General features: G+C 62.7%; 21 protein-coding genes and 4 tRNA genes. 14 read left to right on the plus strand and 11 right to left on the minus strand.

Translation table 11 applies throughout. The annotated features are described in order from the left end of the window. Positions 1-2 precede the first annotated feature (2 nt). The 4 genes from CAURIM_RS01705 to CAURIM_RS01720 are packed head-to-tail and all read right to left on the minus strand — an operon-like array spanning position 3 to position 3,341. Entirely contained in the window at positions 3-857 is an 855-nt protein-coding gene (locus CAURIM_RS01705) for a metal ABC transporter permease (RefSeq protein WP_070447968.1), read from the minus strand. After that, a complete protein-coding gene (locus tag CAURIM_RS01710; protein ID WP_070447970.1) occupies positions 854-1,708 on the minus strand; it encodes a metal ABC transporter permease in 855 nt (284 codons plus the stop codon). Before CAURIM_RS01710 ends, CAURIM_RS01705 begins: the two co-directional genes overlap by 4 nt. Beyond that, the gene (locus CAURIM_RS01715) at positions 1,705-2,415 is read right to left on the minus strand and encodes a metal ABC transporter ATP-binding protein (protein ID WP_201828722.1); all 711 of its coding nucleotides are present in this window, start codon (positions 2,413-2,415) and stop codon (positions 1,705-1,707) included. Before CAURIM_RS01715 ends, CAURIM_RS01710 begins: the two co-directional genes overlap by 4 nt. Then, entirely contained in the window at positions 2,415-3,341 is a 927-nt protein-coding gene (locus CAURIM_RS01720) for a metal ABC transporter substrate-binding protein (protein ID WP_201828721.1), read from the minus strand. The genes CAURIM_RS01715 and CAURIM_RS01720 overlap by 1 nt, the downstream gene beginning before the upstream one ends. 107 nt (positions 3,342-3,448) lie before the next feature. On the opposite strand from CAURIM_RS01720, the gene CAURIM_RS01725 reads away from it, so the two are divergent. Next, a complete protein-coding gene (locus CAURIM_RS01725) occupies positions 3,449-4,138 on the plus strand; it encodes a metal-dependent transcriptional regulator (RefSeq protein ID WP_070447976.1) in 690 nt (229 codons plus the stop codon). Here the strand turns inward: CAURIM_RS01725 and menE are convergent. The 5 genes from menE to dcuC form a co-directional block, all read right to left on the minus strand. Further along, positions 4,135-5,283 carry an o-succinylbenzoate--CoA ligase gene (gene menE / locus CAURIM_RS01730; protein ID WP_201828720.1) on the minus strand — a complete coding sequence of 383 codons (1,149 nt, stop codon included), beginning with the start codon at positions 5,281-5,283 and terminating at the stop codon, positions 4,135-4,137. The genes CAURIM_RS01725 and menE overlap by 4 nt on opposite strands. An 11-nt stretch (positions 5,284-5,294) precedes the next feature. Beyond that, entirely contained in the window at positions 5,295-5,456 is a 162-nt protein-coding gene (locus CAURIM_RS01735) for a hypothetical protein (RefSeq protein WP_158397450.1), read from the minus strand. A gap of 26 nt (positions 5,457-5,482) precedes the next feature. Then, entirely contained in the window at positions 5,483-6,463 is a 981-nt protein-coding gene (locus CAURIM_RS01740) for a 1,4-dihydroxy-2-naphthoyl-CoA synthase (RefSeq protein WP_201828719.1), read from the minus strand. Between the two features lie 360 nt (positions 6,464-6,823). Further along, positions 6,824-7,285: a DIP1984 family protein gene (locus CAURIM_RS01745; RefSeq protein WP_010189741.1), complete on the minus strand. Its 462-nt coding sequence runs from the start codon at positions 7,283-7,285 to the stop codon at positions 6,824-6,826. Positions 7,286-7,546: 261 nt separating this feature from the next. Next, entirely contained in the window at positions 7,547-8,956 is a 1,410-nt protein-coding gene (gene dcuC / locus CAURIM_RS01750) for a C4-dicarboxylate transporter DcuC (RefSeq protein WP_201828718.1), read from the minus strand. A gap of 98 nt (positions 8,957-9,054) precedes the next feature. On the opposite strand from dcuC, the gene CAURIM_RS01755 reads away from it, so the two are divergent. The 7 genes from CAURIM_RS01755 to CAURIM_RS01785 are packed head-to-tail and all read left to right on the plus strand — an operon-like array spanning position 9,055 to position 17,115. Further along, positions 9,055-10,065 (plus strand): o-succinylbenzoate synthase, encoded by a 1,011-nt coding sequence (locus CAURIM_RS01755; protein WP_070711063.1) that lies wholly within the window; start codon positions 9,055-9,057, stop codon positions 10,063-10,065. A gap of 48 nt (positions 10,066-10,113) precedes the next feature. Continuing rightward, a complete protein-coding gene (locus CAURIM_RS01760) occupies positions 10,114-12,465 on the plus strand; it encodes an ATP-binding cassette domain-containing protein (protein ID WP_070644707.1) in 2,352 nt (783 codons plus the stop codon). A 10-nt stretch (positions 12,466-12,475) separates the two neighbouring features. Further along, on the plus strand, positions 12,476-13,078 hold the full coding sequence (locus CAURIM_RS01765) for a hypothetical protein (protein WP_070711046.1): 603 nt from the start codon (positions 12,476-12,478) through the stop codon (positions 13,076-13,078). Further along, positions 13,071-14,762, plus strand: coding sequence for a 2-succinyl-5-enolpyruvyl-6-hydroxy-3-cyclohexene-1-carboxylic-acid synthase (menD, locus tag CAURIM_RS01770; protein ID WP_070644705.1), 1,692 nt, complete (start codon positions 13,071-13,073; stop codon positions 14,760-14,762). The genes CAURIM_RS01765 and menD overlap by 8 nt, the downstream gene beginning before the upstream one ends. Then, complete coding sequence (locus CAURIM_RS01775) at positions 14,763-15,206, plus strand: DUF3592 domain-containing protein (protein ID WP_201828716.1); 444 nt, start codon at positions 14,763-14,765, stop codon at positions 15,204-15,206. Between the two features lie 8 nt (positions 15,207-15,214). Continuing rightward, positions 15,215-16,414 carry a glycosyltransferase family 4 protein gene (locus tag CAURIM_RS01780; RefSeq protein ID WP_070448041.1) on the plus strand — a complete coding sequence of 400 codons (1,200 nt, stop codon included), beginning with the start codon at positions 15,215-15,217 and terminating at the stop codon, positions 16,412-16,414. A gap of 11 nt (positions 16,415-16,425) precedes the next feature. Next, complete coding sequence (locus CAURIM_RS01785) at positions 16,426-17,115, plus strand: demethylmenaquinone methyltransferase (RefSeq protein ID WP_201828715.1); 690 nt, start codon at positions 16,426-16,428, stop codon at positions 17,113-17,115. Between the two features lie 5 nt (positions 17,116-17,120). Here the strand turns inward: CAURIM_RS01785 and CAURIM_RS01790 are convergent, their stop codons facing one another. Beyond that, the gene (locus CAURIM_RS01790) at positions 17,121-18,359 is read right to left on the minus strand and encodes a geranylgeranyl reductase family protein (RefSeq protein ID WP_201828714.1); all 1,239 of its coding nucleotides are present in this window, start codon (positions 18,357-18,359) and stop codon (positions 17,121-17,123) included. Between the two features lie 93 nt (positions 18,360-18,452). Here CAURIM_RS01790 and CAURIM_RS01795 point away from each other — a divergent pair, with 93 nt between their 5' ends. Together CAURIM_RS01795 and CAURIM_RS01800 are read left to right on the plus strand one after the other, a co-directional pair. Next, positions 18,453-19,457, plus strand: a complete 1,005-nt coding sequence (locus CAURIM_RS01795; protein WP_070447998.1) for a polyprenyl synthetase family protein — start codon at positions 18,453-18,455, stop codon at positions 19,455-19,457. A 76-nt stretch (positions 19,458-19,533) separates the two neighbouring features. Beyond that, positions 19,534-19,616: transfer RNA gene (locus tag CAURIM_RS01800), tRNA-Tyr, on the plus strand. Between the two features lie 66 nt (positions 19,617-19,682). Here the strand turns inward: CAURIM_RS01800 and CAURIM_RS01805 are convergent. Then, a complete protein-coding gene (locus CAURIM_RS01805) occupies positions 19,683-20,804 on the minus strand; it encodes a glutathione S-transferase C-terminal domain-containing protein (RefSeq protein ID WP_201828713.1) in 1,122 nt (373 codons plus the stop codon). Positions 20,805-21,048: 244 nt separating this feature from the next. On the opposite strand from CAURIM_RS01805, the gene CAURIM_RS01810 reads away from it, so the two are divergent. From CAURIM_RS01810 to secE, 4 genes are all read left to right on the plus strand, one after another. Then, positions 21,049-21,124: transfer RNA gene (locus CAURIM_RS01810), tRNA-Thr, on the plus strand. Positions 21,125-21,158: 34 nt separating this feature from the next. After that, a tRNA-Met gene (locus tag CAURIM_RS01815) sits at positions 21,159-21,230 on the plus strand. Between the two features lie 127 nt (positions 21,231-21,357). Further along, positions 21,358-21,433 (plus strand) — tRNA-Trp (locus CAURIM_RS01820). A 25-nt stretch (positions 21,434-21,458) separates the two neighbouring features. Then, positions 21,459-21,785 (plus strand): preprotein translocase subunit SecE, encoded by a 327-nt coding sequence (gene secE, locus CAURIM_RS01825; protein WP_070448002.1) that lies wholly within the window; start codon positions 21,459-21,461, stop codon positions 21,783-21,785. The last annotated feature ends 8 nt before the right edge of the window (positions 21,786-21,793 follow it).

The following is a 21,793-nucleotide window of genomic DNA, read 5'->3' on the forward strand; positions in this document are numbered from 1 at the left end:
CACTATTGTGCCACTGGTGTGGTTCGCTGCGGCAATGAGCTGGTGCGTTGGCGAAGGCGGTAGATAATGAGCACCGCGACGAAAACGACGGCATTGGTGACTGTCATTGCGGCAGAGGTAGCTGCGTCGAGGACATAGGCAACCCAAAATCCAACGACTGCGCTGATCGCGGCAACGCCACAGGCAGTCAACACCAGCGTGGGCACGCGCTGAGTAAGCAGTCGCGCGGTCATCGTCGGGAATACCATGAGCGCGATGACCAGCATGGCACCGGCAGCGTGAAAAGCGGCGGTGGCAGTGCAGGCAACCACGGTCATAAAAATGACGTGAAGAACGCGCGTGGGCACCCCGCGTGCGGCACAAAAATCGGCGTCAAAAGTCGTGGCGGATAAACGCGGCAGTGTAAGGGCGAGGAAGAGAGCATTGATACCCAGCACTGCGGCCATGATGTAGCAATAGTTAGGGTTGGAGAAGGCCGCGAGGTTGAGATCACCGACGAGAACCGCGTGGACATCAAGGTGCACGTGGCTCATGTGCGTGGAGATCAAGATGACTCCGGCGGCAAACAGGGCGGGAAAGACCAACCCGAGGGCGGAATCAGCAGTCACCAGTGGGCTTCGCTGGAGCGCATCGGTCCCCAACGCTACTACCAAGGCGCCGGCAGCCGCGGTAGCGAGCAGCACGGGCGAATCCAGATCGGAGGTAAAGAGGTAACCGATGGCAATCCCGGGAAGGACGGCATGGCCGATGCCGTCGATAAGCATGGCCTGGCCTTTGAGGACAACAAAGGTGCCGGGGATAGCACAGGCTAAGGCAGTCAGGACGGCAAGGAGACAAGCAGTGGCGGCGAGGGTCATGAGGCGAGCTTTCTGCTGAGGAGGCTGATGGTGACGAGCGCTGCCTGAGCCAGGACGATGACCGGACCGGTGGGCAGCGGGCCGTGCGCAATGGAGACATAGCAGCCGAGAGCAGCGGTGGCCGCGCCGAGGAACCCGGAGAGCGCGATGAAAGGTAGCAAGCGCGTGGTCCAGGGGCGGGCAGCGGCGGCAGGGCTGATGACTACGGCGACCATGAGTACCACGCCGACGACTTTGACACCGAGCACCGTGATGGCGGTGAGGGCGAAGAAACTAGCCGCGTTGAGGAACGAGGCGCGAATGCCGGCTACCTGGGCAAAACTTGAGTCAAAGGTGACCGCGGCCTGCCGGGTGTGAATGAGGAAAAGAAAAAGCAGCACGCAGCCACCGATGATGAGTGTGGAGCGCACATCCGCGCGAGTGAGCGTGGAGGCATTTCCCAGCAAATAATCCTGGATTCCGGCCTTGCCAGGCAATGGTCGGCGGGAAATATACTGCATGAGCAGCATGCCTACCGAGAAAAACGTGGTCAGCGTGGCCGCCATCGCAGTGGTTTGCCCCAGGGGAGTCAACCGCGGGATGAGGTGAATACAGACCACCGCAAGCGTTCCGGTGAGCAGGGCTCCACAAGCAAGGAGCCAGACGTTTCGCCCGTCCCAGCCAATGGCGGTGGCCACGAGGAAGGCGGTGAGCAGGCCGGGCAGGGAAGAATGCGAGATGGCATCGGCCAGCAGGCTGGTGCGGCGAACATATACCAATGGGCCGAGCGCGCCGGCGCAGCCACCGATCAGCACGGTACCCAGGAGTGCCTGGGTATAGGTGTAGTTCTGAAGAAGCTCGAGTGGGTTCATGATGGCAGGGAAAACATATCGGCAATGGCGGACTCTGTGAGAACCTGTTCGGTGGGGCCAGCAGCAATGAGCCGGCCGTGGCCGACCATGAGGACCTCATCGCAAAAGTCGGCGACTTCCGCCAGGTTGTGGTGCACCAGCAGGATGGTCACGCCGTTGTCGCGCAGTTCCTTGAGTACATCCATGATGGCGCGCTGACTTGCGGCATCAACACCAGCGAAGGGCTCGTCCAGGATGATGAATTCCGGATCGCTAACGAGCGTGCGCGCCAACAACACGCGCTGGCGCTGCCCACCAGATAGCGCGGAAATTGGCAGTTGCGCGTGTGCCTGCATTCCGGTGCGAGCAAGTGCTGCGTGGGCGGCGTCTTTGTCAGCGCGGCTGGGCCACTGCCACCAGCGCAGCCCGGCGGTGCGGCCCATCAGGGCAACGTCGAAGGCGGTGGCAGGGTAACTCCAGTCGATATTCGCATGTTGTGGCATGTACCCGAGCCGCTGCCGAAAATGCGCAAGATCGACGCCATCGAAGGTCATCGACCCGCAGGCTAGTGGCGGAAGGAGCCCGACCAGCGTGCGGACCAGAGTGGACTTTCCCGACCCATTCGCGCCTACCAGTCCGGTGATGGTCGCGGGGGTGAGGGTGAAGGTGGCGTCGTGAAGCACCGGCGTGCGGGGATAGCCGGCGGTGAGGTTTTCAACGTGGAGCATTAGCTCAGTGCTTTCGCCACGGCGCTAGCATTGTGCTCAAAGGCTCCGAGGTAGGTATCGGTGGGGGCTTCCGGGCCGAGGGTATCGGCAAAGAGCTCCTCATCCGAGATGGTGACTGTCCAGTTGCGGGATTCTACGGCTTCCTTGAGAGAAGTGATGGCCTGTGGGTTCGCCTGGTTATCTTGGAAGATAACGGGGACCTTTTTCTCCGCGATGGTATCCGCGAGCTCGGAGATCTCAGTGGCGGACTTGGTGGCTTCGGTGGTGACGAAGTCGGTGGCTTGGACTTCAAAGTCGAAGGTCTTGCCGAAGTAGTTGAAAGCGTCATGGCCGGTGATGAGAACGCGCGGGGAGGCGTTTTCGAGTTCCTTAGCGGCCTTGTCGTGCGCGGCTGCAATCTTGTCTTCAAATGCATCGGCGGCCGCGGCATAGTCTTCGGCATTGTCAGAGTCGATTTCACCGAGTTTGGTGCCGATGTGATCGACGACCTGGCTCCACAGCTCGGGGCTATTCCAGATGTGCGGGTCGTAGAGTTTTTCGCCCTTGTCGCCTTGCTCGGGCCACGGCAGGAGGTCAGCAGTATCGAGCTGTTCGCCGACAGCTAGCTGCTTCTCACCGAGGGAGGAGAGCTGGTCCACCATTTGCGCCTCGAGGTGAAGGCCATTCCAGAGGACGAGGTCGGCGTCCTGCATCTTTTCAATATCGCGCGTGGTGGGCTGGTAGGTGTGTGGATCGCCGCCGGGGCCGACCATGGTGGTGATGTCGGCGTCCGGGGCGATGTTGGCGGCCGCATCAGCCAAGTAACCGGTCGTGGCGAAGATCGTCAGATTGTCGTCCTGGGCTTCGGCGGAGTCGCTGCTGGTGCAGGCAGTCAGCGCGGTGGCAGCCACGAGGGAAGCGAGGGGAAGCGAAATAAGTTTCTTCACGGGAAACCTCTCTTATTAAAAGTGAATGTCGATGTTCAATAGAGTGAACTTGAAAGAGCATAAGTCCTGAAACCTTTGGAAGCAATAGGCTGAACTACGATGGGGGTATGCACATCAGTGAGCTGCCCGAACGCACCCAGGACTACCTCAAGATCCTCTGGACCTATGAGGAGAAAGAGGGCGCTAATACCGCGATGCCGCTCGGGGATCTAGCCAAAGCGGCGGGGCAGAAACTGCCCACTACTTCGGAGGCGGTCAAGCGCCTGGCCGCGAAGGGGCTGGTGGAACACGAACGCTACTTCGGTGTTCGGCTTGTTGAGGAAGGCCGGCGGCTGGCTGTGGCAATGGTGCGTCGGCATCGACTCCTGGAAACCTTCCTCGTGCGCACTCTGGGCTATACCTGGGATGAGGTGCACGATGAGGCGGAAATGCTAGAGCACGCGACGTCCGACAGGCTCGTTGAACGTCTCGATTCTTTCCTGGGCAACCCCGCCCGCGATCCGCATGGTGATCCCATACCTGCCCCGGATGGCACTGCCGAGCCGGTCTCGCGCATTACGCTTATCGACGTCCCCGCACAGACCCCCGTCACCGTGGAGCAGGTCACTGACGCTGATGGCGAATTTTTGCGCTACCTGGATAAATATGGAGTGCGGCCGGGGGTGGAAGTGACCGTCGTTGCCCCCTCGGTCGCGGGTGTGCTCGAGGTTGCCGTAGACGGCGGTTCGAGTTTCCCGATCGGGGAATCCGCTGCGCGCGGTATCGCCGTACGCAGCATCAGCGAAGCGGAGGTTTAGGCGCTCCACAGCCGGGTGACGGCGAGGCGGTCAACCTTGCCGGGGCCGGTGGTGGGGAGCTCGGCTAGGCGCTTGAAGTCCTTGGGGATGTGCCACCGGGGAAGGCCACTATCGTCGAGAGCCACAAGGATATCGCCGACATCCGCCCATCCGGTATAGGCAGCAACGATCATCTGTCCTAAGCGTGGGTGGGGGATGCCGACCACGCACACGCCGTCCACTCCCGGCACGTGCAGGATGTGCTGCTCGAGCTGCTCTGGGTGGAGCTTGAGCCCGCCGGTGTTCAGGATGTTGTCGAGGCGCCCGGTGACGGTGAGGGTATTGCCGTTCAACGCCCCGGCGTCCGAAGTGGCAAACCACGAGGTGCCGGATTCATCGACCATGAAGGCATCTGAGTCCACGTTTCGGTAGCCCTGCGCAATCATGGGCCCGCCGAGGTAGATGCGGTTCTCCTCGCCGAGGCGAACACGAGCGCTATCCAGTGGCTGTCCGTTGTAGACGCAGCCACCGGAAGTCTCCGAGGAACCGTAGGTGGTGACGATGGTGATGCGCAGCTTCTTCGCTGACTCCAACAACTGTGGGTGGGTGGCAGCACCTCCGACGAGGATGGCGTCAAAGGTGCGCAGGGCCTCGATTCCCTCTAGCGAATCCATGGCCTTGGCCAGCTGCATGGGGGTCAGGCCCGTGTATGAGCGATCCCCGGTGGCGGCCAGCTCGTGCGCGGCGCGGGCGAAATTGGGGATGGAAAAACCTTCCGACAGGTCAAGGCAGAGCGGCTCCACACCCGCGACGAGCGAGCGGATTAATACCTGGATTCCCGCGATATGGGCGGCGGGCATGGCTAGCAGCCACTGACCGGTGCCGCCGAGAGCGCGGTGCGTGGCATCGGCGCTGGAGACCAAATTGGCGGCCGTGAGTTGCGCGCCTTTCGGCGTGCCCGTGGACCCAGAGGTGGCCACAACCAGCGCGATGGAGGAGTTAATGGGTTCTCCTGCGCGCATGTGGTTGCGCAGGAGCTGCGCGCGGGTGCGGTCCTCCGCCGGGACGGGCAGGAAGGTGGCTTGTCCTGCGATGGCCGCTTCCAGATCAGGGAGGATGGCGGCGGGGTCATGTGGATTGACAGGCAGAGGAGAGAGGATGGTCACGGTTAGCTAGGTTACCGCCCGCGGTGCTCGTAAGGGTTGATGAGCTCATCCTCCTGATCGAAGGGGCGCTCACCGTCCCTCTGAGCCTGCTGGATGCGGCGTAACATCCACACTCGCGACGCAATGACGGCAATGAGCGCGATGGCCGCGAGGGTAATGGCGAAATACAGCACTGTGGATCCTCCTCGAGGAATGACGATTAGTAGTAGTACGGGAAGTCATCCCAGTTGGGCTCGCGTTTTTCCAAGAAGGATTCCTTGCCTTCGACGGCCTCGTCTGTCATGTAGGCCAGGCGCGTGGCTTCTCCAGCGAAGACTTGCTGGCCCATGAGGCCGTCATCGGTGAGGTTGAAGGCGAACTTGAGCATGCGCTGGGCGGTGGGGGACTTCATGTTGATTTCGCGCCCCATCTGGATGGCGGCATCCTCCAAGTCGGCGTGATCAACCACCTCGTTGACCGCGCCCATCTCGTACATGCGCTGTGCGTCATAGGTGCGGCCCAGGAAGAAGATCTCGCGGGCGTACTTCTGGCCCACCATCTTGGCCAGGTAGGCCGAGCCATAGCCGGCGTCGAAGGAGCCGACGTCGGCGTCGGTCTGCTTGAAGCGGGCCTCCTGGCGGGAGGCAATGGTCATATCGCACACCACGTGCAGGGAGTGCCCGCCGCCAGCAGCCCAGCCGTTGACCACGGCGATGACCACTTTGGGCATGGTGCGGATGAGGCGCTGGACCTCCAAGATGTGCAGGCGGCCGCCCTCAACCTTCTCGCGGGCGGTGTCCACGGTGGATTCATCGGCAGTCGCGTCATCATGCGCATGCTCCGTGGCATAGCGATACCCGGAGCGGCCGCGGATGCGCTGGTCACCGCCGGAGCAGAAGGCCCAGCCGCCGTCCTTTTGGGAAGGCCCGTTGCCGGTCAGTAACACCGTGCCGACATCCGGCGTGCGGCGCGCGTGGTCCAGCGCGCGGTAGAGCTCATCCACGGTGTGCGGACGAAACGCATTGCGCACCTCGGGGCGGTCGAAGGCGATGCGGACGATGCCGTCCTTGCGCTGGGGCTTCGGAACGTCACTGATGAGCCGGTGATAGGTGATGTCCGTCAGGTCTTCAAAGCCCTCGACAGGACGCCAGAGCTCCGGTTTGAACGGATTATCTGTGCTGTAGTTTTTCTGCTCGCTCATGGCACACCAGCTTAATTGGAAAGCGGTGCGCCGGAAGTATAGTCCCCATTCCCAAACCCTCACCCACACTCTCCGCCCAGCGCGGCGGTGATAAACAATAAACAATACTGCGGGATTATCCCCGTCAATGTGCACGTGTACTCCGTACCAGCGCGGTACACCATACAGTGGGACGGAATCGAACCTCCCTGCCTTCTTGCGCTGCGAAGGCGCCTGAGAAGCACTGGGCTCTTCCCTGCCCAGTAAGGGTTGCGCTCGCTGCGAAGGGTGTGGGCTACCGTCGCGCGCTTGACGCGCGACATGACTACATGTCGAACGACATGACGTGCCGCAAGAATGCGGCACAACTAGCGGCAGACCTTATTTAGTTATCAGTTCCGTATTCCAGTTCAGCTGCTGGATGCGGGTATCTAGCTCGCGGTACTGGCGGGCCAGATCATCGGCGCGCTCGCGCAACTTCGGCACGGGCACCGTGGCCACGAACTTGATCTCCGAGCGGGAGTAACGGTCGTGGCGCGCACCCGCACGCTCTGCCAATCCCTGGTAGATGCGGCGCTTGCGCAGCAGACCATCACGCAGCGCCAGCGCTTCCATGAGCGTGATCTCATCGTCGAACGCGGTGGCCGTGTTCGTGGCGTTGATGGCGATGACGAGCTCATCGATGCGCTTGGTCACGCCTTCCAGCTCACGGAGGAGATCCGTCGGGTTCTCATCCGGTTCATCGCCTTCCTGAATGCGGACCGTCGCCGCGAGCCGGTCACTCAGCGAGTTGAGGCGCTCCTGCGCCTGGGCGCGCTCGGCCAATGCTTCAGCAAGTAGCATGGTTCCTCCTTAACGCTTAATGGGATTCATTGTCTGGGCAATTGTACGGCAGACAGGAGGCTTCGCCGTGTGGTCGTGACGCTTCTAACAAATAGTGGCCTAAAACTTCGAGGCGGGCCTTATTTGATCGATGTGTACGTCCTGCACGGTTGGTTGGTACGTTTTCGTAAATATGCCCGCAGATTTTCGGATTTGGGGGACCTTATTTACCAAAACGTACCGCGGGCTCCGTGATTAACGTTGAGCCCGCGCGAAAAACCGCTACCCAATAAACATGAACGCAAACAGCGTGTTGAGCACCGTCGCCACAATCATGGGCACGGAGGTGCGCTTGACCAGTTGGATGGGGTTGACCTTGATGGCGCCGGAGACAATGAGTACCGCGGCGTTGACCGGGGAGACCTGGCGCATGAGGTTGGAGGTGCCCCAAATGGCGGTGAGCATCTGCGGGGCGTGGATGGAGGTCTGCGAGGCCAGGTTGGGAACCACCTCAGAGAAGGCAAAGTAGGGGGCAGTGCCAGAGCCAGTGAGCGCGGCCATTGCGGCGGTGGCGGCGACGAAGATGAGGACGATGAGGACGGCGGCGCCGGAGGAGCCTTCGGTGGCGTCGATAAGCATGTCGATGACACCCATCTGCGTGATGCCCTCCACGAGGACAGCGGCGGCGACCAGCAGGGCCACGACGCCCGCAGCACCTTCGCCCATGCCTTTGAAGAAGCTGGAGATGGAATCCACAGCACCGGTGACGGTGCGCTTGCGGATGGACTCGATGATCATCGCGATGAACAAAGAGACCACGGTCACCGGGAGGATGCCGCCCTCAAAGGGGATGACACCCAAGCGGTTAAGAATGGCGGAGACGATGATGAGTAGCAGCGGCATGAGCGGAAGCACGGCGTAGTAGCCCGGCAGGGAAGCGGCGCGGGCGATAGCTTCCTCGGTAGCGTCATCGTGCATCGAATCGGCGCTGACCTCACCGGAGCTTTCAGCCTTGCGGGCATCCACCTTATCGCAGTGGCGCTGCCACCACATGTGGACGAAGGCCGTGATGAGGAGCGTGGGAACGGTGGCATAGGCGACAGCACCGTAGACGAATTCCGTCGGCGTCATGTTGGTGAGATCGGCGCCCTGAATGAGGCCGGCCTCAAGTGGGGTGGGCACAATGGTAGAGGAGGTCACCACGATGGCGCCCACGGTCAGCGGGGTCAGGCCCGCAGCGATGAGCGCTGGCAGGAGAGTGGCCACAAGAAGCAAGGACAGCGCTGCGGCCGAGGGGATCACCAGCGAGAGCAGCGTGCCCAAGATGAAGCCCACTGGAACCAGCCAGTAGGAACCTTTGAAGCGCTTGAGCGGTGAGGAGAGCACCACGACCGTCTTGGCATCAGCACCAATGTGCCGCATATAGGACACGAAGCCGAAGAGCACCATAATCGCCATGCCGATGCCGGAGAAGCGTGCTTTGAATAGCGCGTCCACGACGAGCAGCTGATCGTAGAAGGCATTACCCGTGGCTTCGATTTCGGTGGTGCGGAAATCCGCGCGCCCAGTGAGGGCGGCGAGCATGAGCAGGACTACGCCAACGGCGAAGATGGAGGCCGCGGCGTGGACTTTCTTATAGATGAGGTAGACAACTGCGGCGATGGCCAGCAGTGCGATGAGAAGGTAAAGCATCTGAGGATCCTTCTTCTGGTTATATCCACTTACTGTTATAAGGTAACACCGGCTATGACAGGTGTCGCGCTCAACCCCCCACACGTACGATGAACCTCATGCACATTGATGACGTCCTCGATCGCGCCCACGTGGTATCCCTGCCCCTCGCCGTGAAATTCCGCGGCATTACTACCCGGGAGGCGCTGCTTATCGATGGCCCCGCGGGCTGGGGTGAGTTCGCCCCCTTCCTGGAGTACGGAGCGGAGGAATCCGCCCGCTGGCTCGCCGCCGGGCTGGAAGCGGCCTACGAAGGCTTTCCGGAACCCGTGCGCGAGTGGGTAGAAGTCAACGGCACCGTCCCTGCGGTTCCTGCCGAGCAGGTGCCGGAGGTCATGGAGCGCTATCCCGGCTGCCGCACCTTCAAAATCAAGGTGGCGGAGAAGGGGCAGACCCTAGAGGACGATATCGCGCGCGTTCACGCTGTCCGCGCCTACATCGAGGCACAGGGTCGCGTGCCGGTTTTGCGCGTCGACGCCAACTGCGGCTGGAGCGTTGAGGAAGCCGTCACCGCGGCCAAGGAGCTCATGCCGCTGGATTACATGGAACAGCCGTGCAAGACCGTTGAGGAACTCAAGGAGGTGCGCACCCAGCTCATGCGCGCCGGGATTTTCGTGCGTGTGGCGGCTGATGAATCCATACGTAAGGCTAGCGACCCTTATCGGGTGGCGGAATTGCAGGCGGCCGATGTCGCCGTGGTTAAGCCCGCGCCGCTGGGCGGGGTGCGCAAAGTACTCGAGGTAGCCTCCCACCTGCGCGAGCGCCACATGGACATCACGGTGGCCTCTGCCCTGGATACCTCGGTGGGAATCTCCATGGGACTTGCCGCAGTGGCCGCCTTGCCGCAAATCTATGACGACGAAGACATCGACGTCACCCCGGCCGCTGCGGGCCTGGCTACCGGGTCGCTGTTCCTGGAGGATGTGACAGCACCACGCGAGCTTGTCGACGGTCACCTGCGCGCCGAATCCCTTGCCCCCGATCCGGATCGCCTCAGCGCGCTCGCCGCGCCGGGCGAGCGCCGCGAGTGGTGGTTCGAGCGTGTGCGTCAGTGCTGGCCGCACCTTTAAAAGCACAGCTCACGGTCCATGTCCGGAGGTCAGCGTAGGCTGGCGGGCATGACGATTTCCGTGAGAGACGCGCACCTGCACAACCTTCGCAACGTGGATGTGGACCTTCCACGCGGCCAGCTCGTGGCCGTGACGGGGGTGTCCGGTTCCGGCAAGTCCTCGCTGGCCTTCGGCACCATTCATGGCGAAGGCCAGCGCCGCTACCTGGAATCCGTCGCGCCCTTTGCTCGACGCCTCATCGCCTCCGCGGTGGACCCTCAGGTCGGCCGCATTGAGGGGTTGCCGCCGACGGTGGCGTTGCAGCAGTCGGCGTCGGCAAGCAGCGCGCGCTCCACCGTGGGCACGATCTCCGCCATGTCTAACTCCGTGCGCCTTCTTTACTCGCGCTGCGGTGACAACCCGGAGGGCCTGTACTCCGATTCCTTCTCCCCGAATACCCCAGAAGGCATGTGCCCGGAGTGCCAGGGCACCGGCGTGGTCCACGAACCCACGGAGGCGTCCATGGTGCCGGACCCCAGCCTGAGCATCGAGGAAGGCGCGATTGCTGCGTGGCCCGGAGCCTGGGCGGGCAAGAACTTCCACGACATTCTGCAAGAACTGGGCTATGACTTGGATTCACCGTGGGAGGATTTGCCGAAGAAAGACCGCGAGTGGATCCTCTTCACCGAGGAGCGCCCGGTGGTAACCGTCAAGCCGCGCCGCGGGGCGGATCAGATCCAGCGCAATTACGAGGGCACGTGGCGCTCCGTGGCCAGCTACCTGACCAAGACCTATGCGGAGACGAAGTCGGATACACTCCGCGCCCGCGTCTTGAGCTTCATGGAAACCCGCCGCTGCGATACCTGTCAGGGACGCCGGCTGACGGCGAAGGCGCTCAAGGTCACCTACGCTGGGCTGCCGATCGACGAATTCAATGCCCTCCCGTTGAGCGAAGCCCACGAGCTGTTAAGCGCTCAGAAACCACAGCCGAATGATGCGGAAGACCTGCTCCTCAAGGCCCTCCTTCCGGCCTTTGAATCTGCATTGGAACTCGGCCTGGGGCACCTCAGCCTGGATAGGCCTATGGACACGCTCTCGGGCGGTGAGGTGCAGCGCCTGCGCCTGGCTGCGCAGCTGCGCTCCGGGCTCTATGGTGTGACCTATGTCCTGGATGAGCCCTCTGCGGGCCTGCACCCGGTGGAGCGGGGCGCGGTGCTTGATATGTGCCGGCGCTTCATCGCGGAGGGGAACTCGGTGCTGCTGGTGGAACACGACATGGAACTGGTCAAGCAGGCCGATTGGATCGTGGATGTCGGCCCGCTCGCCGGTGAGCGCGGCGGCCAGGTGGTGTACTCGGGTCCCGTCGCCGATTACATAGAGGCGGCGGACTCTGCAGATACTCCCACCGCGCGTGCCTTGGCGCGCCCGCGCCCCACGCCCAAGGTCGAAGCGCGCCCGGCGCACGGGGACATCGCGCTGCGCCGGGTGCACTCGCACACCATCGATGGCCTCGACGTGGACTTCGGACTCGGCCAGTTTACGGCCATTACTGGGCTTTCGGGTTCCGGCAAATCCACGTTGCTGGCCGCACTCCATGACATGCTCACGGGGCCGGACTGTCCGAAGCAGGTCAAGCGCGTGGTCTCCATTACCCAAAAGCCAATCGGCCGAACCCCGCGCTCCACGGTGGCGACGTACACCAACCTCTTCGACAACGTGCGCAAGCTCTTCGCGGCCACCCCGGAGGCCAAGAAGAAGAAATGGACGGTCTCGCGCTTTTCCTACAACGTTAAGCAAGGCCAGTGTCCCACCTGCGGTGGCGCCGGCCAGATCGAGGTCGAGCTGGTCTTCCTTCCAGGCTCCTATACCCAGTGCCCGGATTGCCAGGGACAGCGCTATAACGATGACACCTTGTCCATCCGCTGGAAGGACAGGACCATCGCGGACATCCTCGACCTTACGGTGGAAGAGGCCCTGGAGGTCTTTGCAGATGAAGCGCCGATCCTCCACGCGCTGCAAACCTTGGAGGCGGTCGGTCTGGGTTACCTGCGCTTGGGCCAGGGCGCTCCGGAGCTTTCCGGCGGTGAAGCGCAGCGCATCAAGCTTGCCACGGAGCTGCAGCGCTCCCGCAACTCGCGCCGGGGCCATACCGTCTACCTGCTGGATGAGCCCACCGTCGGGTTGCACCCGGCCGATATCGACCTGCTCATCGCTGAGCTGCACTCGCTGGTGGAGGCCTCCCATACTGTCGTGGTGGCAGATCATGACCGTCACCTCATCGCCGGCGCTGACCGGGTTATTGAGATGGGCCCGGGGTCTGGTTCGGATGGCGGAAAGATTGTGGCGGATGGCACGCCGGGTCAGGTTTCCACGGGACTAACGCCCACCGGGCGGGTGCTAAGTGGCGCGGGTGCACGATAAGGTAAATCCCATGACCAACAACAACGGCGACAACGAGACGCGGCAGTTCGGCCGCGTCACCGGTGAGAACGAAACCCGCCAGTTCGGCGCGCCCCAACAGCAGCCGCCACAGCGTCCCCAACAACACTTCCCGGAGCCCGGATCCCAGAACGCGCAGGCCTATGGTCAGCCCTATCAGCAGGGCTATGACCAGAACTATCAGCAGCCGCAGTATGACCCGGTCCCGTCCAGCTACCAGGTGGAGCAGCCGAAGAAGGGCGGGGGAGCCCTGTCCTATGTCTTCGCGGCCATCGCTGCTATCGCCGTCGTTTTCGCCGGCGTGCTGTTCTTCCTGTGGCGCGGTGCGGCAGCGGATGCTGACAAACCCGCCCCGGAGCCGGTTACCGAGACCGTGACCACCGAGGTTCCCACCACGGTGACCACCACCAAGAGCTCGCCGCGGGATAACCTCCCCACCGATATTCCGACGGAGCTGCCGACGGAGCTGCCGCCGGACGTCCAGGACCGTGTGGACCAGGGTGGAGCCGAATTGGAAGGGTTGATCAATGACCTCTTCGAGCAATTCGATTCGGGCATGGAAGAGCTCGATACGGGTGGTGCAGGCAATGCCTAATACTGAATCTCACACCGAGCCCACTGCCTCCGCGCAGCCGGAGTCGATGCAGCTGGCCGAAGCACTGGCGGCCCAGCTTTCGCGGCACCTCACCGACGTGGTTATCTGCCCGGGTTCGCGCAACGCACCGCTGTCTTTGGCGCTTCTCGCGCGCAGCGATATTCGCGTGCATACCCGCCTGGATGAGCGCTCCGCCGCCTTCGCTGCTTTAGGTTTGGCACGCGTCCAACGCCGGCACGTCGGCATCGTGATGACCTCCGGCACCGCGGTGGCTAATGCCCTGCCCGCGATGGTGGAGGCGCATTACTCGCATACCCCGCTGGCCGTCATCAGCGCGGACCGGCCGGCCCGCTTGGTGGGCACGGGGGCCTCCCAGACTATTGAGCAGCCCGGCATCTTCGGCGTGTATGCGGAGACCACCCAGGTGGAGAGCACGAGTGATATCCCGCTTATCGCGGAGCGCTTTTTGAATGACCGCCAGGTGCACATCAACGTGGCTCTCGATGCCCCGCTGGTAGGCGAAGAGCTGCCCGGTAGCCCGACGGATTACACGCAGCACCGCGCTCGTACCCCGCGGTGGGCGAATCACGGCGAGGTGGCCGTCGATCTCAGCCGCAACACGCTCGTCATCGCCGGCGATGAGGCCTGGGAAGTCGAAGGCCTGGAGGATGTCCCCACCATCGCCGAGCCCACGGCACCTGCGCCCTATCACCCGGTGCACCCGGCCGCGGCGCACCTCTTCCGCCGCGCCCAAGTCTCCGCCAACGACTACGTGGTCAACACCAAGGTGGAGCAGGTCATCGTCGTGGGCCATCCCACCCTGCACCGCGGTGTCCTGGCACTGCTGAGTGATCCCGATATCGATCTCATCTGTCTGTCGCGCACGGAAGATTTCACCAACCCCCGTGGCGAGTCCGCGCAGCTGGGTACCACCGCCAAAACCAGCGGCGAGCCCACGCGAGAGTGGATGAAGATCTGCGAAGGCGCGGCCCAGATGGCGGCCGACGGTGTTCGTGAGGTTCTGGCGGAGACCACCGGTGAGGATGCCACCAAGCCCGAGATCGGCTTTACCGGCCTCCACGTCGCCGCCGCGGTGGGGGACACCCTCGCCGTCGGAGATACCCTCGTCCTGGGCGCCTCCAACGCGGTGCGGGATGCGTCCTTCATCGGCCTGCCCTTCGACGGTGTGGAGACCTATTCGCCGCGCGGGGCCGCCGGCATCGACGGCACCATAGCGCAGGCCATCGGTATCGCCCTGGCCACCCAGTCCCGCGAAGCCGACGCCCCGCGCGCCCCGCGCACCGTGGCGCTCATGGGGGATGTCACCTTCCTCCACGATGCGACTTCGCTCATCCTTCCCGAAGACAACCCGCGCCCGGAGAACCTCACCATCGTCGTCTCAAACGACGACGGCGGCGGCATCTTCGAGGTGCTCGAACAGGGCCGCGAGCACCTGCGCGACTCCTTCGAGAAGGCCTTTGGGACGCCGCATGGGGTGGGTGTGGCCAAGCTAGCGGAAGCCTGCGGTGCTGAGCACCGCGAGGTGAGCTCGGCGCAGGAGCTGCTCGACGTTTTGGCAGAACTCAAGGAATACTCCACCGGCATCACCGTGGTGGAGGCGCATACCACGAGGTCCTCGCGCCGCGCGCTGCAGGAAGCTTTGAATGCCAAGGTAGGTCAGTAAATGCCGCGGCGCCGGGTACGCCAGCTGATCCTGGTGCTGTACGCCGCAGCTCTCGTGGGCATGGCGGGAATGGTCATCGGCCCTTTTCTCAATGACCGCACCATCGGCGCCAACCCCGGGCGCGCCCTGGCCACGGTGACGGATGTCGGCACCTTGCGTACCTTCGTGGATTTCCAGGACTCCGAGGGTATCTATCACACCCCGCCCACCGGCCTGCTTTATCCCACCGGGCTGGGGGAGGGACAGCAGGTCTGGGTGCTCTATGCCAAGAACAACCCGGACCTAGTCAAGGTGGAAGGCCGAGAATGGACGCTATCGATTATTCCGGCGCTGTCCTCTGCAGCTGTGGCGACCCTGATTGCCGGGGCGTTGTGGTGGGCAAGCGGGAAAATTAACCGGAATTTAGCGCGTGCTTTACCAACCGAGCACCCAGGAAAGGAATGATGGGGCGCATGCGTGTAGCCATCGTCGCGGAATCCTTCTTGCCTAACGTCAACGGAGTGACCAACTCCGTGCTGCGTGTCCTCGAATACCTCCACGAGCACGGCCACGAGGCCATCGTCATCGCTCCTGGTGCCCGGGATGGGCAGGAGGAGATCCCTGATTACCTCGGGTTCACCATCGTGCGCGTGCCCACCGTGCGGGTGCCACTGGTGGATTCGCTCCCGGTCGGCGTTCCCACTTCCGCTGTGGACGAGGCGCTGCGCGAGTTCAAGCCGGACATCATTCACTTGGCCAGTCCCTTCGTTCTCGGAGCTGCGGGCGCATTCTCCGCACGTCAGCTGCGCATTCCGGCAGTGGCGCTGTACCAGACGGACGTCGCGGGATTCGCCACCAAGTACCATGCCTCCGCGCTGGCCTATGGGGTGTGGGAGTGGCTGCGCACCATCCACAACGCGTGCCAAATGACTCTCGCGCCCTCCTCACTGACCATCAGCGACTTGGAGAAGCACCACATCAAGAACGTGCGCCACTGGGGCCGCGGCGTAGACTCGGAGCGCTTCCACCCCTCGAAGCGCTCGGCGGCGCTGCGCCGGAACTGGGACTCTACGGGGAAGAAAAAGATCGTCGGCTTTGTGGGCCGGCTGGCCGCAGAAAAGGGCGTGCACCGCCTGTCCGCGCTCAATGATCGTGAGGATATTCAGCTCGTCATTGTTGGCGATGGCCCAGAGCGTCCGCTGCTGGAGGCCCAGCTGCCAGGTGCAGTCTTCACTGGGGCGCTGGGTGGCGAGGAGCTCGCAGCCGCATATGCAAGCCTTGATGTCTTCGTGCACGCCGGCGAGTTCGAGACTTTCTGCCAGGCCATCCAGGAAGCGCAGGCCTCAGGCGTGCCCACCATCGGCCCCCGCGCGGGCGGCCCGGTGGACCTCATTGAGGAGGGCTATAACGGGTTGCTTCTCGATGTCCCTACGTTCGTCGAGGATCTCCCGAATGCCGTCGACGCGCTTCTCAATCCGGAGATTCACCAGGAGATGCGGGAGAACGCCCGGAAGTCGATTGCCTCCAAGACTTGGCCGGCGTTGTGCGAGCAGCTGCTGGGCTACTACGAAGAGGTTTTGGAGAATGTCCGTGAGGTCCCGCTGACCATTCTGGGCCAGCGTCCGGAGCTGCCGCGTTGGGCCGCTCGCGCTCTGGGAGCGCGCGTCGCCTAAACTAGGCGCTTGTGTCTAAGGCAGATCTGGAGAAGAAGCCCTTCGATGTCGCGCGCATGTTTGACGCGGTGGGCAAGAAATACGACATCACCAACACGGTGCTGTCCTTTGGTCAGGACGCACGCTGGCGCCGGCTGACCCGCGAGCGGCTCAACCTGCAGCCAGGGGAGAAGGTCCTTGACTTGGCTGCCGGAACGGCCGTTTCGACGGAAGAGCTGTCCAAGTCCGGCGCGTGGTGCGTGGCCTGTGACTTTTCCCTCGGCATGCTCGCGGCTGGCGCGGAACGCGATGTTCCCAAGGTGGCCGGCGATGGAATGCGCCTGCCCTTTGCGGATAACACTTTTGACGCGGTGACCATTTCCTATGGCTTGCGCAATATCCACGACTTCGAGCTGGGCCTGCGGGAGATGGCGCGCGTGACCAAGCCCGGCGGGCGCCTAGCAGTGGCGGAGTTCTCCAAGCCGGTCATCCCGGTCTTCGGCACCGTCTACAAGGAATACCTGACCCGCTTGCTGCCGCCGATTGCCAAGGTGGTCTCCTCCAACCCGGAGGCCTATATCTACCTCGCGGAGTCCATCCGTGTGTGGCCGGAGCAGCATGAGCTGGCCGCCGCTATTAATCGCAATGGCTGGAAGCAAGCTGGGTGGCGCAACCTGACCTTCGGCATCGTGGCGTTGCACTCCGCAGTTAAGCCCGCCTAGGCGCCTTAGGCCCAGAGAGGTGTATCGCGCCGCAGCGTAGAAACTGCCCCGCCGGCCAGCCGCCAGGCGCGGGCGAGGAGGTCCTTGTCCTCGTCGGTGATGAGGTTGCCCATGAGACGCGCTGCGGCCGGCATGAGCATGCGGCCCACCGGCCCGCGCATGGCCACGGGCCCGGCCAGCGGCAGGAATTGTGGGTAGGTCAGCAGGCGCGCGGCGGTGCGGGCAAGTAGGAAGGCCTCGCCATACTCGGCGCGTAGCCGGTCTGGCCACGCCAAGGTGAGGTCCTTGGTGCCGAGCATCTCCACGGCGAGTGTTGCCGTTTCCAAGCCATAGTCGATGCCCTCGCCGTTGAGGGGGTTAACACATGCCGCAGCGTCACCGATGAGCATCCAGTTCGCGCCGGCAACTCCAGACACCGCACCACCCATGGGCAGCATCGCCGAGGTGACGTTGCGCAGCTCGCCCAGGCCCCATTCCGAACGCTGCTGCTCAGCGTAGAAATCCAGCGCCTTCTTCGTGTTGAGGCGGGCCGGGCGGGCGGCCGTAGAGAGCGCGCCCAAGCCGATATTGACCCCCTGGCCCAGCGGAAAGATCCAGCCATAGCCCGGCTGCACCACGCCCTCGGGGTCCTTGAGCTCAACGTGGGAGTGCATCCATTCCTCGCCGTCCCGCAGTGAATCGGCATAAGCGCGTGCAGCAATGCCATAGACCTCCTCGCGGTGCCAGGTGCGGCCCAACTGCTTGCCAAACGTCGAGCGCACCCCGTCGGCCACGATGACCCACTGGGCGCGCACGCGGCGCTTGCCGACGGAGAACTCCACCAGCCGGTTGCCGTCCAGCTCCGGCTGTGTCGCCGCGCCGGTTATCAGTTGCGCGCCGGCTGCCTGCGCAGCCTCAACCAGCAGCGCGTCGAATTCATAGCGCGGCAGGGCCGTGCCTTTGTGCGAGGGGTAGGTCTTAGGCCACGGGGCGGTGACGGTGCCGCCGAAGCCATGCAGTTTGAGGCCGCGGTTGCGGTAGGACGCGTTGACCTCGATGCCGAGGAGCTCCAACTGGTGCATGGCGCGCGGGGTCAGTCCATCGCCGCAGGTCTTGTCGCGGGGGAAAGGGGAGGCGTCGACAAGCAGCGTCTCATGGCCGGCGCGTGCGGCGTGGATAGCGGCGGCAGCGCCGGCGGGCCCGGCGCCTACGATGGCGACGTCAACAAGGGTGGAATCGATCTGCTCCGACATGGGGACTATCATTGCACGGGATAGTGGCCACAAGTGTGTTGAGGGCCGTGCCATGGGCTACGGTAAGTAAACACTAGGATTTTTGAGCTTAAAGGAACACGTTTAATGTCACACGGCCAAACTCACGCCAAGCACGTGGACTTGGGGGATGCGCAGCTCACCGAGCGTATCAACGCCGGGATGGCTGCTGTAGAGGACCTGCTGAATACGGAGCTCGACCGCGGGCAGGACTTCATCAAGGACAAAGTGCGCCACCTGTCCCTGGCTGGTGGCAAGCGTTTCCGCCCGATGATGGCGTTGTTGGCCTCCGAGTTCGGTGAACGTTCACAATCCCCCGAGGTGGTGAAGGCGGCAACCGTGGTGGAAATGGTCCACGTGGCTACGCTCTACCACGACGATGTCATGGATGAGGCGGAGCGCCGACGCGGCGTGGATTCCGCGAACTTCCGGTGGACCAACTCGGTGGCGATTCTGGCGGGCGATGCACTGCTCGCGCACGCCTCGCGGCTGATGAGCCAGCTGGATACCCACACGGTGGAGCATTTCGCGGAGACTTTCGAGGAGCTCGTCACCGGCCAGATGCGGGAAACCATCGGTGCTGGCGAAGCCAACGCCGTAGAGCACTACACGGCGGTGATCCGGGAAAAGACCGCGGTGCTGATTGCCTCCGCCGGCTACCTGGGTGCCTACCACGCGGGTGCGGGTCCAGAACAGTGCGAGGCGCTGCGCCAAATCGGTGCGGCCGTAGGCATGATTTTCCAGATCGTCGACGATGTCATCGACATCTTCTCCGACTCCGAGGAATCCGGGAAGACCCCGGGCACGGACCTGCGCGAGGGCGTGTTCACCCTGCCGGTGCTCTATGCCCTGGAGGAGGAAGGCGAGGTCGGCGATGAGCTGCGCGCCCTGCTGACAGGCCCGCTGGAGGATGACGCTTCCGTGCAACGCGCCATCGAGCTGCTGTGGCAGTCGGGCGGCCGTGACAAGGCGTTGGCCGACGTCAACGCGTACCTGCGCGTGGTCGAGGACCAGCTTTCCCTGCTGCCGGAATGCACGGCTAGTGAAGCACTGCGCCAGTTGGCGGACTATACCGTTCAGCGCGTGGGTTAAAAGCCCCTCCTGCCTGGCGATTTGCATGTTAGGCGGGAGTTCGTAGTAAAGTACATAACCGCACTCAAGAGTGCTTGCCAGGTTGCCCGAGCGGCCAAAGGGAGCGGACTGTAAATCCGCCGGCTTTCGCCTTCAGAAGTTCGAATCTTCTACCTGGCACAGAATAAATCCCGCAGACGCGATGATGAGTCTGCGGGATTTTTCGATCTCCGGGTGACTCAGGGTCTAATCCAAGGAGAACAGCTCTCGCTGGAAATCCGTGGGGTTCCTCAACCGCTCAGTTTCAGGCAACGGCCCCGGCAGGGTGGTGCCTTCAGCGAAGGGCGCACCCGGCAGGTAATCGCGGCCGTGGGGCTGTGCCAAGCCATTAAGGTCGGGACCGGCCGGCACCACTTGGGCGGGATTAATTTCGCGGTGGACTATGTAGTAGTGCTGCTTGATCTCGGTGAAGTCGGTGGTATCGCCGAAACCGGGGAGCTGGAATAGCTCGCGCAAGTAGCCATAAACGTTCGGCATCTCGCTGATCTTATTCCGGTTGGTCTTGAAGTGGCCGTGGTAGACAGCGTCAAAGCGGATCAAGGTGGTGTATGCCCGGATATCGGTCTCCGTGATGTGCTCACCCATGATGAAGCGGCGGTGGGCTAGCCGCTCCTCCAGCCAGTCGAGGACCTCGAAGACATCCGCATAGGCCTCTTCATAAGCCTCCTGGGATGCGGAGAATCCCGCGCGATACACGCCGTTGTTGAGCTTCCTGAAGATGAAGTCGTTAATTTCCTCCATCTCCTCCTTCTGCTCGGACGGCGGCAGCAGGTTGGGTGCGCCTTCTCGTTGGAAGTCGGTCCACTCTGTCTGGAAGTCCCGCACCATGGAGTTGAAGTCGTTGGTGACAACCTTGCCGCTGGACTCTTCCACAATGGCTGGCACCGTGATGCCCCGCGGATAGGCAGGAAAGCGCGCGAAATACGCATCCTGCAGGCGGGGGATGCGCAGGACGGGGTCGAGCCCGTCGGGGGCGAGGTCGAAAGTCCAGGAGCGCTTGTCGTGGGTGGGGCCCGCCAGGCCTAAGGAGATGACATCTTCCAGTCCCAACAGGCGCCGTACGATGACGGCGCGGTGTGCCCACGGGCAAGCGCGCGCAGCAATGAGGCGATACCGGTGGGGCTGCACCGGCCAGTCGAGGGCCTCGCCGCTACCAGCCACGGAAGGCTGTGGTTCGTCACCGGTGACCGAGGCAAGAATGCGGTCGCCGATGTAGTTGGTGTCTCGCTTGAATTCGCCGTCCGTCGAGGCATTCTGGGCGTCGCTGGCCCAGTCCTTCGGTGTCTGCTTCTGGGTACCAGAGCTCATGTGTCCTCCCTAGAGCACATAAAGTATTTGATACGTCAACAATAGCTGGGTTTGGTGCGCCTGGAGTAGGGGCGGTCTACCGCGAGAGTGGTGCAAGGGTGATGTGTGCGAGTTTAGGTGCCTGAAAAGTGCGCAAAAACCATTGTCGTACTGGCGATTTGTGTTGTTTAAGCGTTTCGGGTTAATCTTTTCAAGGCTTCAACGAGAGCACAGCGGAAGAAACTCCGTGACTCTAAGAGGCTGTGCCCCCTTAGCTCAGTCGGCAGAGCGTTTCCATGGTAAGGAAAAGGTCGACAGTTCGATTCTGTCAGGGGGCTCCATTCATGTTTCTGGAAGCTTTCAGAAAGTGAATATGGCGGTGTAGCTCAGTGGTAGAGCAAGCGACTCATAATCGCTGTGTCGCGAGTTCAATTCTCGCCATCGCTACCGGGAAAGAAAAGCGCCCGCATATGGGCGCTTTTTCACTACCGACTCCCAGCCTTATACGGCACGTGGTTTCCATGGGGAATCACTGTTCTGGTAGGGTTGTGCGTTGTCCCAAAAGGGCACGCAGAGGGGCGTGGCGCAATTGGTAGCGCAACGGTCTCCAAAACCGTAGGTTGCAGGTTCGAGTCCTGTCGCCCCTGCCACATCACTTCCAAGGAGGGAATCGCCGTGAGCGAGGAAAAGCAGCCGAGCACCGGGGCTCCGCGCCCAACCGGCAAGCGTCAGCTCTCTGGCGCAGCGACCACCTCTACTGATTCCTACACCGACAAGCGCGTCGTGCGCGTCGAGGATAAGAAGGAAGATTCTTTCGGCGGATCCGTCGGCTCCTTCCCAGGTGAAGTCGTCTCTGAGATGAAGAAGGTCGTGTGGCCTACCGGCAAGGAAATGCTTCAGTACGTTCTGGTGACCTTCGCCTTTCTTATCGTCCTCACCGCTCTGGTGTGGGGCGTGGACACGCTGACCGGCCTCGGAGTTGAAGCAATCCTCGCGCCTTAGTACACTAA

The organism is Corynebacterium aurimucosum (assembly GCF_030408555.1).
Lineage (GTDB): Bacteria > Actinomycetota > Actinomycetes > Mycobacteriales > Mycobacteriaceae > Corynebacterium > Corynebacterium aurimucosum.

What these genes read in the sequence shown, in the direction of transcription:
- CAURIM_RS01705 (WP_070447968.1), bottom strand. Translation starts at nt 857, where the DNA reads ATGACCCTCGCCGCCACTGCTTGTCTCCTTGCCGTCCTGACTGCCTTA.
- CAURIM_RS01710 (WP_070447970.1), bottom strand. Translation starts at nt 1,708, where the DNA reads ATGAACCCACTCGAGCTTCTTCAGAACTACACCTATACCCAGGCACTC.
- CAURIM_RS01715 (WP_201828722.1), bottom strand. Translation starts at nt 2,415, where the DNA reads ATGCTCCACGTTGAAAACCTCACCGCCGGCTATCCCCGCACGCCGGTG.
- CAURIM_RS01725 (WP_070447976.1), top strand. Translation starts at nt 3,449, where the DNA reads ATGCACATCAGTGAGCTGCCCGAACGCACCCAGGACTACCTCAAGATC.
- CAURIM_RS01740 (WP_201828719.1), bottom strand. Translation starts at nt 6,463, where the DNA reads ATGAGCGAGCAGAAAAACTACAGCACAGATAATCCGTTCAAACCGGAG.
- CAURIM_RS01745 (WP_010189741.1), bottom strand. Translation starts at nt 7,285, where the DNA reads ATGCTACTTGCTGAAGCATTGGCCGAGCGCGCCCAGGCGCAGGAGCGC.
- dcuC (WP_201828718.1), bottom strand. Translation starts at nt 8,956, where the DNA reads ATGCTTTACCTTCTCATCGCACTGCTGGCCATCGCCGCAGTTGTCTAC.
- CAURIM_RS01755 (WP_070711063.1), top strand. Translation starts at nt 9,055, where the DNA reads ATGCACATTGATGACGTCCTCGATCGCGCCCACGTGGTATCCCTGCCC.
- CAURIM_RS01760 (WP_070644707.1), top strand. Translation starts at nt 10,114, where the DNA reads ATGACGATTTCCGTGAGAGACGCGCACCTGCACAACCTTCGCAACGTG.
- CAURIM_RS01765 (WP_070711046.1), top strand. Translation starts at nt 12,476, where the DNA reads ATGACCAACAACAACGGCGACAACGAGACGCGGCAGTTCGGCCGCGTC.
- menD (WP_070644705.1), top strand. Translation starts at nt 13,071, where the DNA reads ATGCCTAATACTGAATCTCACACCGAGCCCACTGCCTCCGCGCAGCCG.
- CAURIM_RS01775 (WP_201828716.1), top strand. Translation starts at nt 14,763, where the DNA reads ATGCCGCGGCGCCGGGTACGCCAGCTGATCCTGGTGCTGTACGCCGCA.
- CAURIM_RS01780 (WP_070448041.1), top strand. Translation starts at nt 15,215, where the DNA reads ATGCGTGTAGCCATCGTCGCGGAATCCTTCTTGCCTAACGTCAACGGA.
- CAURIM_RS01790 (WP_201828714.1), bottom strand. Translation starts at nt 18,359, where the DNA reads ATGATAGTCCCCATGTCGGAGCAGATCGATTCCACCCTTGTTGACGTC.
- CAURIM_RS01795 (WP_070447998.1), top strand. Translation starts at nt 18,453, where the DNA reads ATGTCACACGGCCAAACTCACGCCAAGCACGTGGACTTGGGGGATGCG.
- CAURIM_RS01805 (WP_201828713.1), bottom strand. Translation starts at nt 20,804, where the DNA reads ATGAGCTCTGGTACCCAGAAGCAGACACCGAAGGACTGGGCCAGCGAC.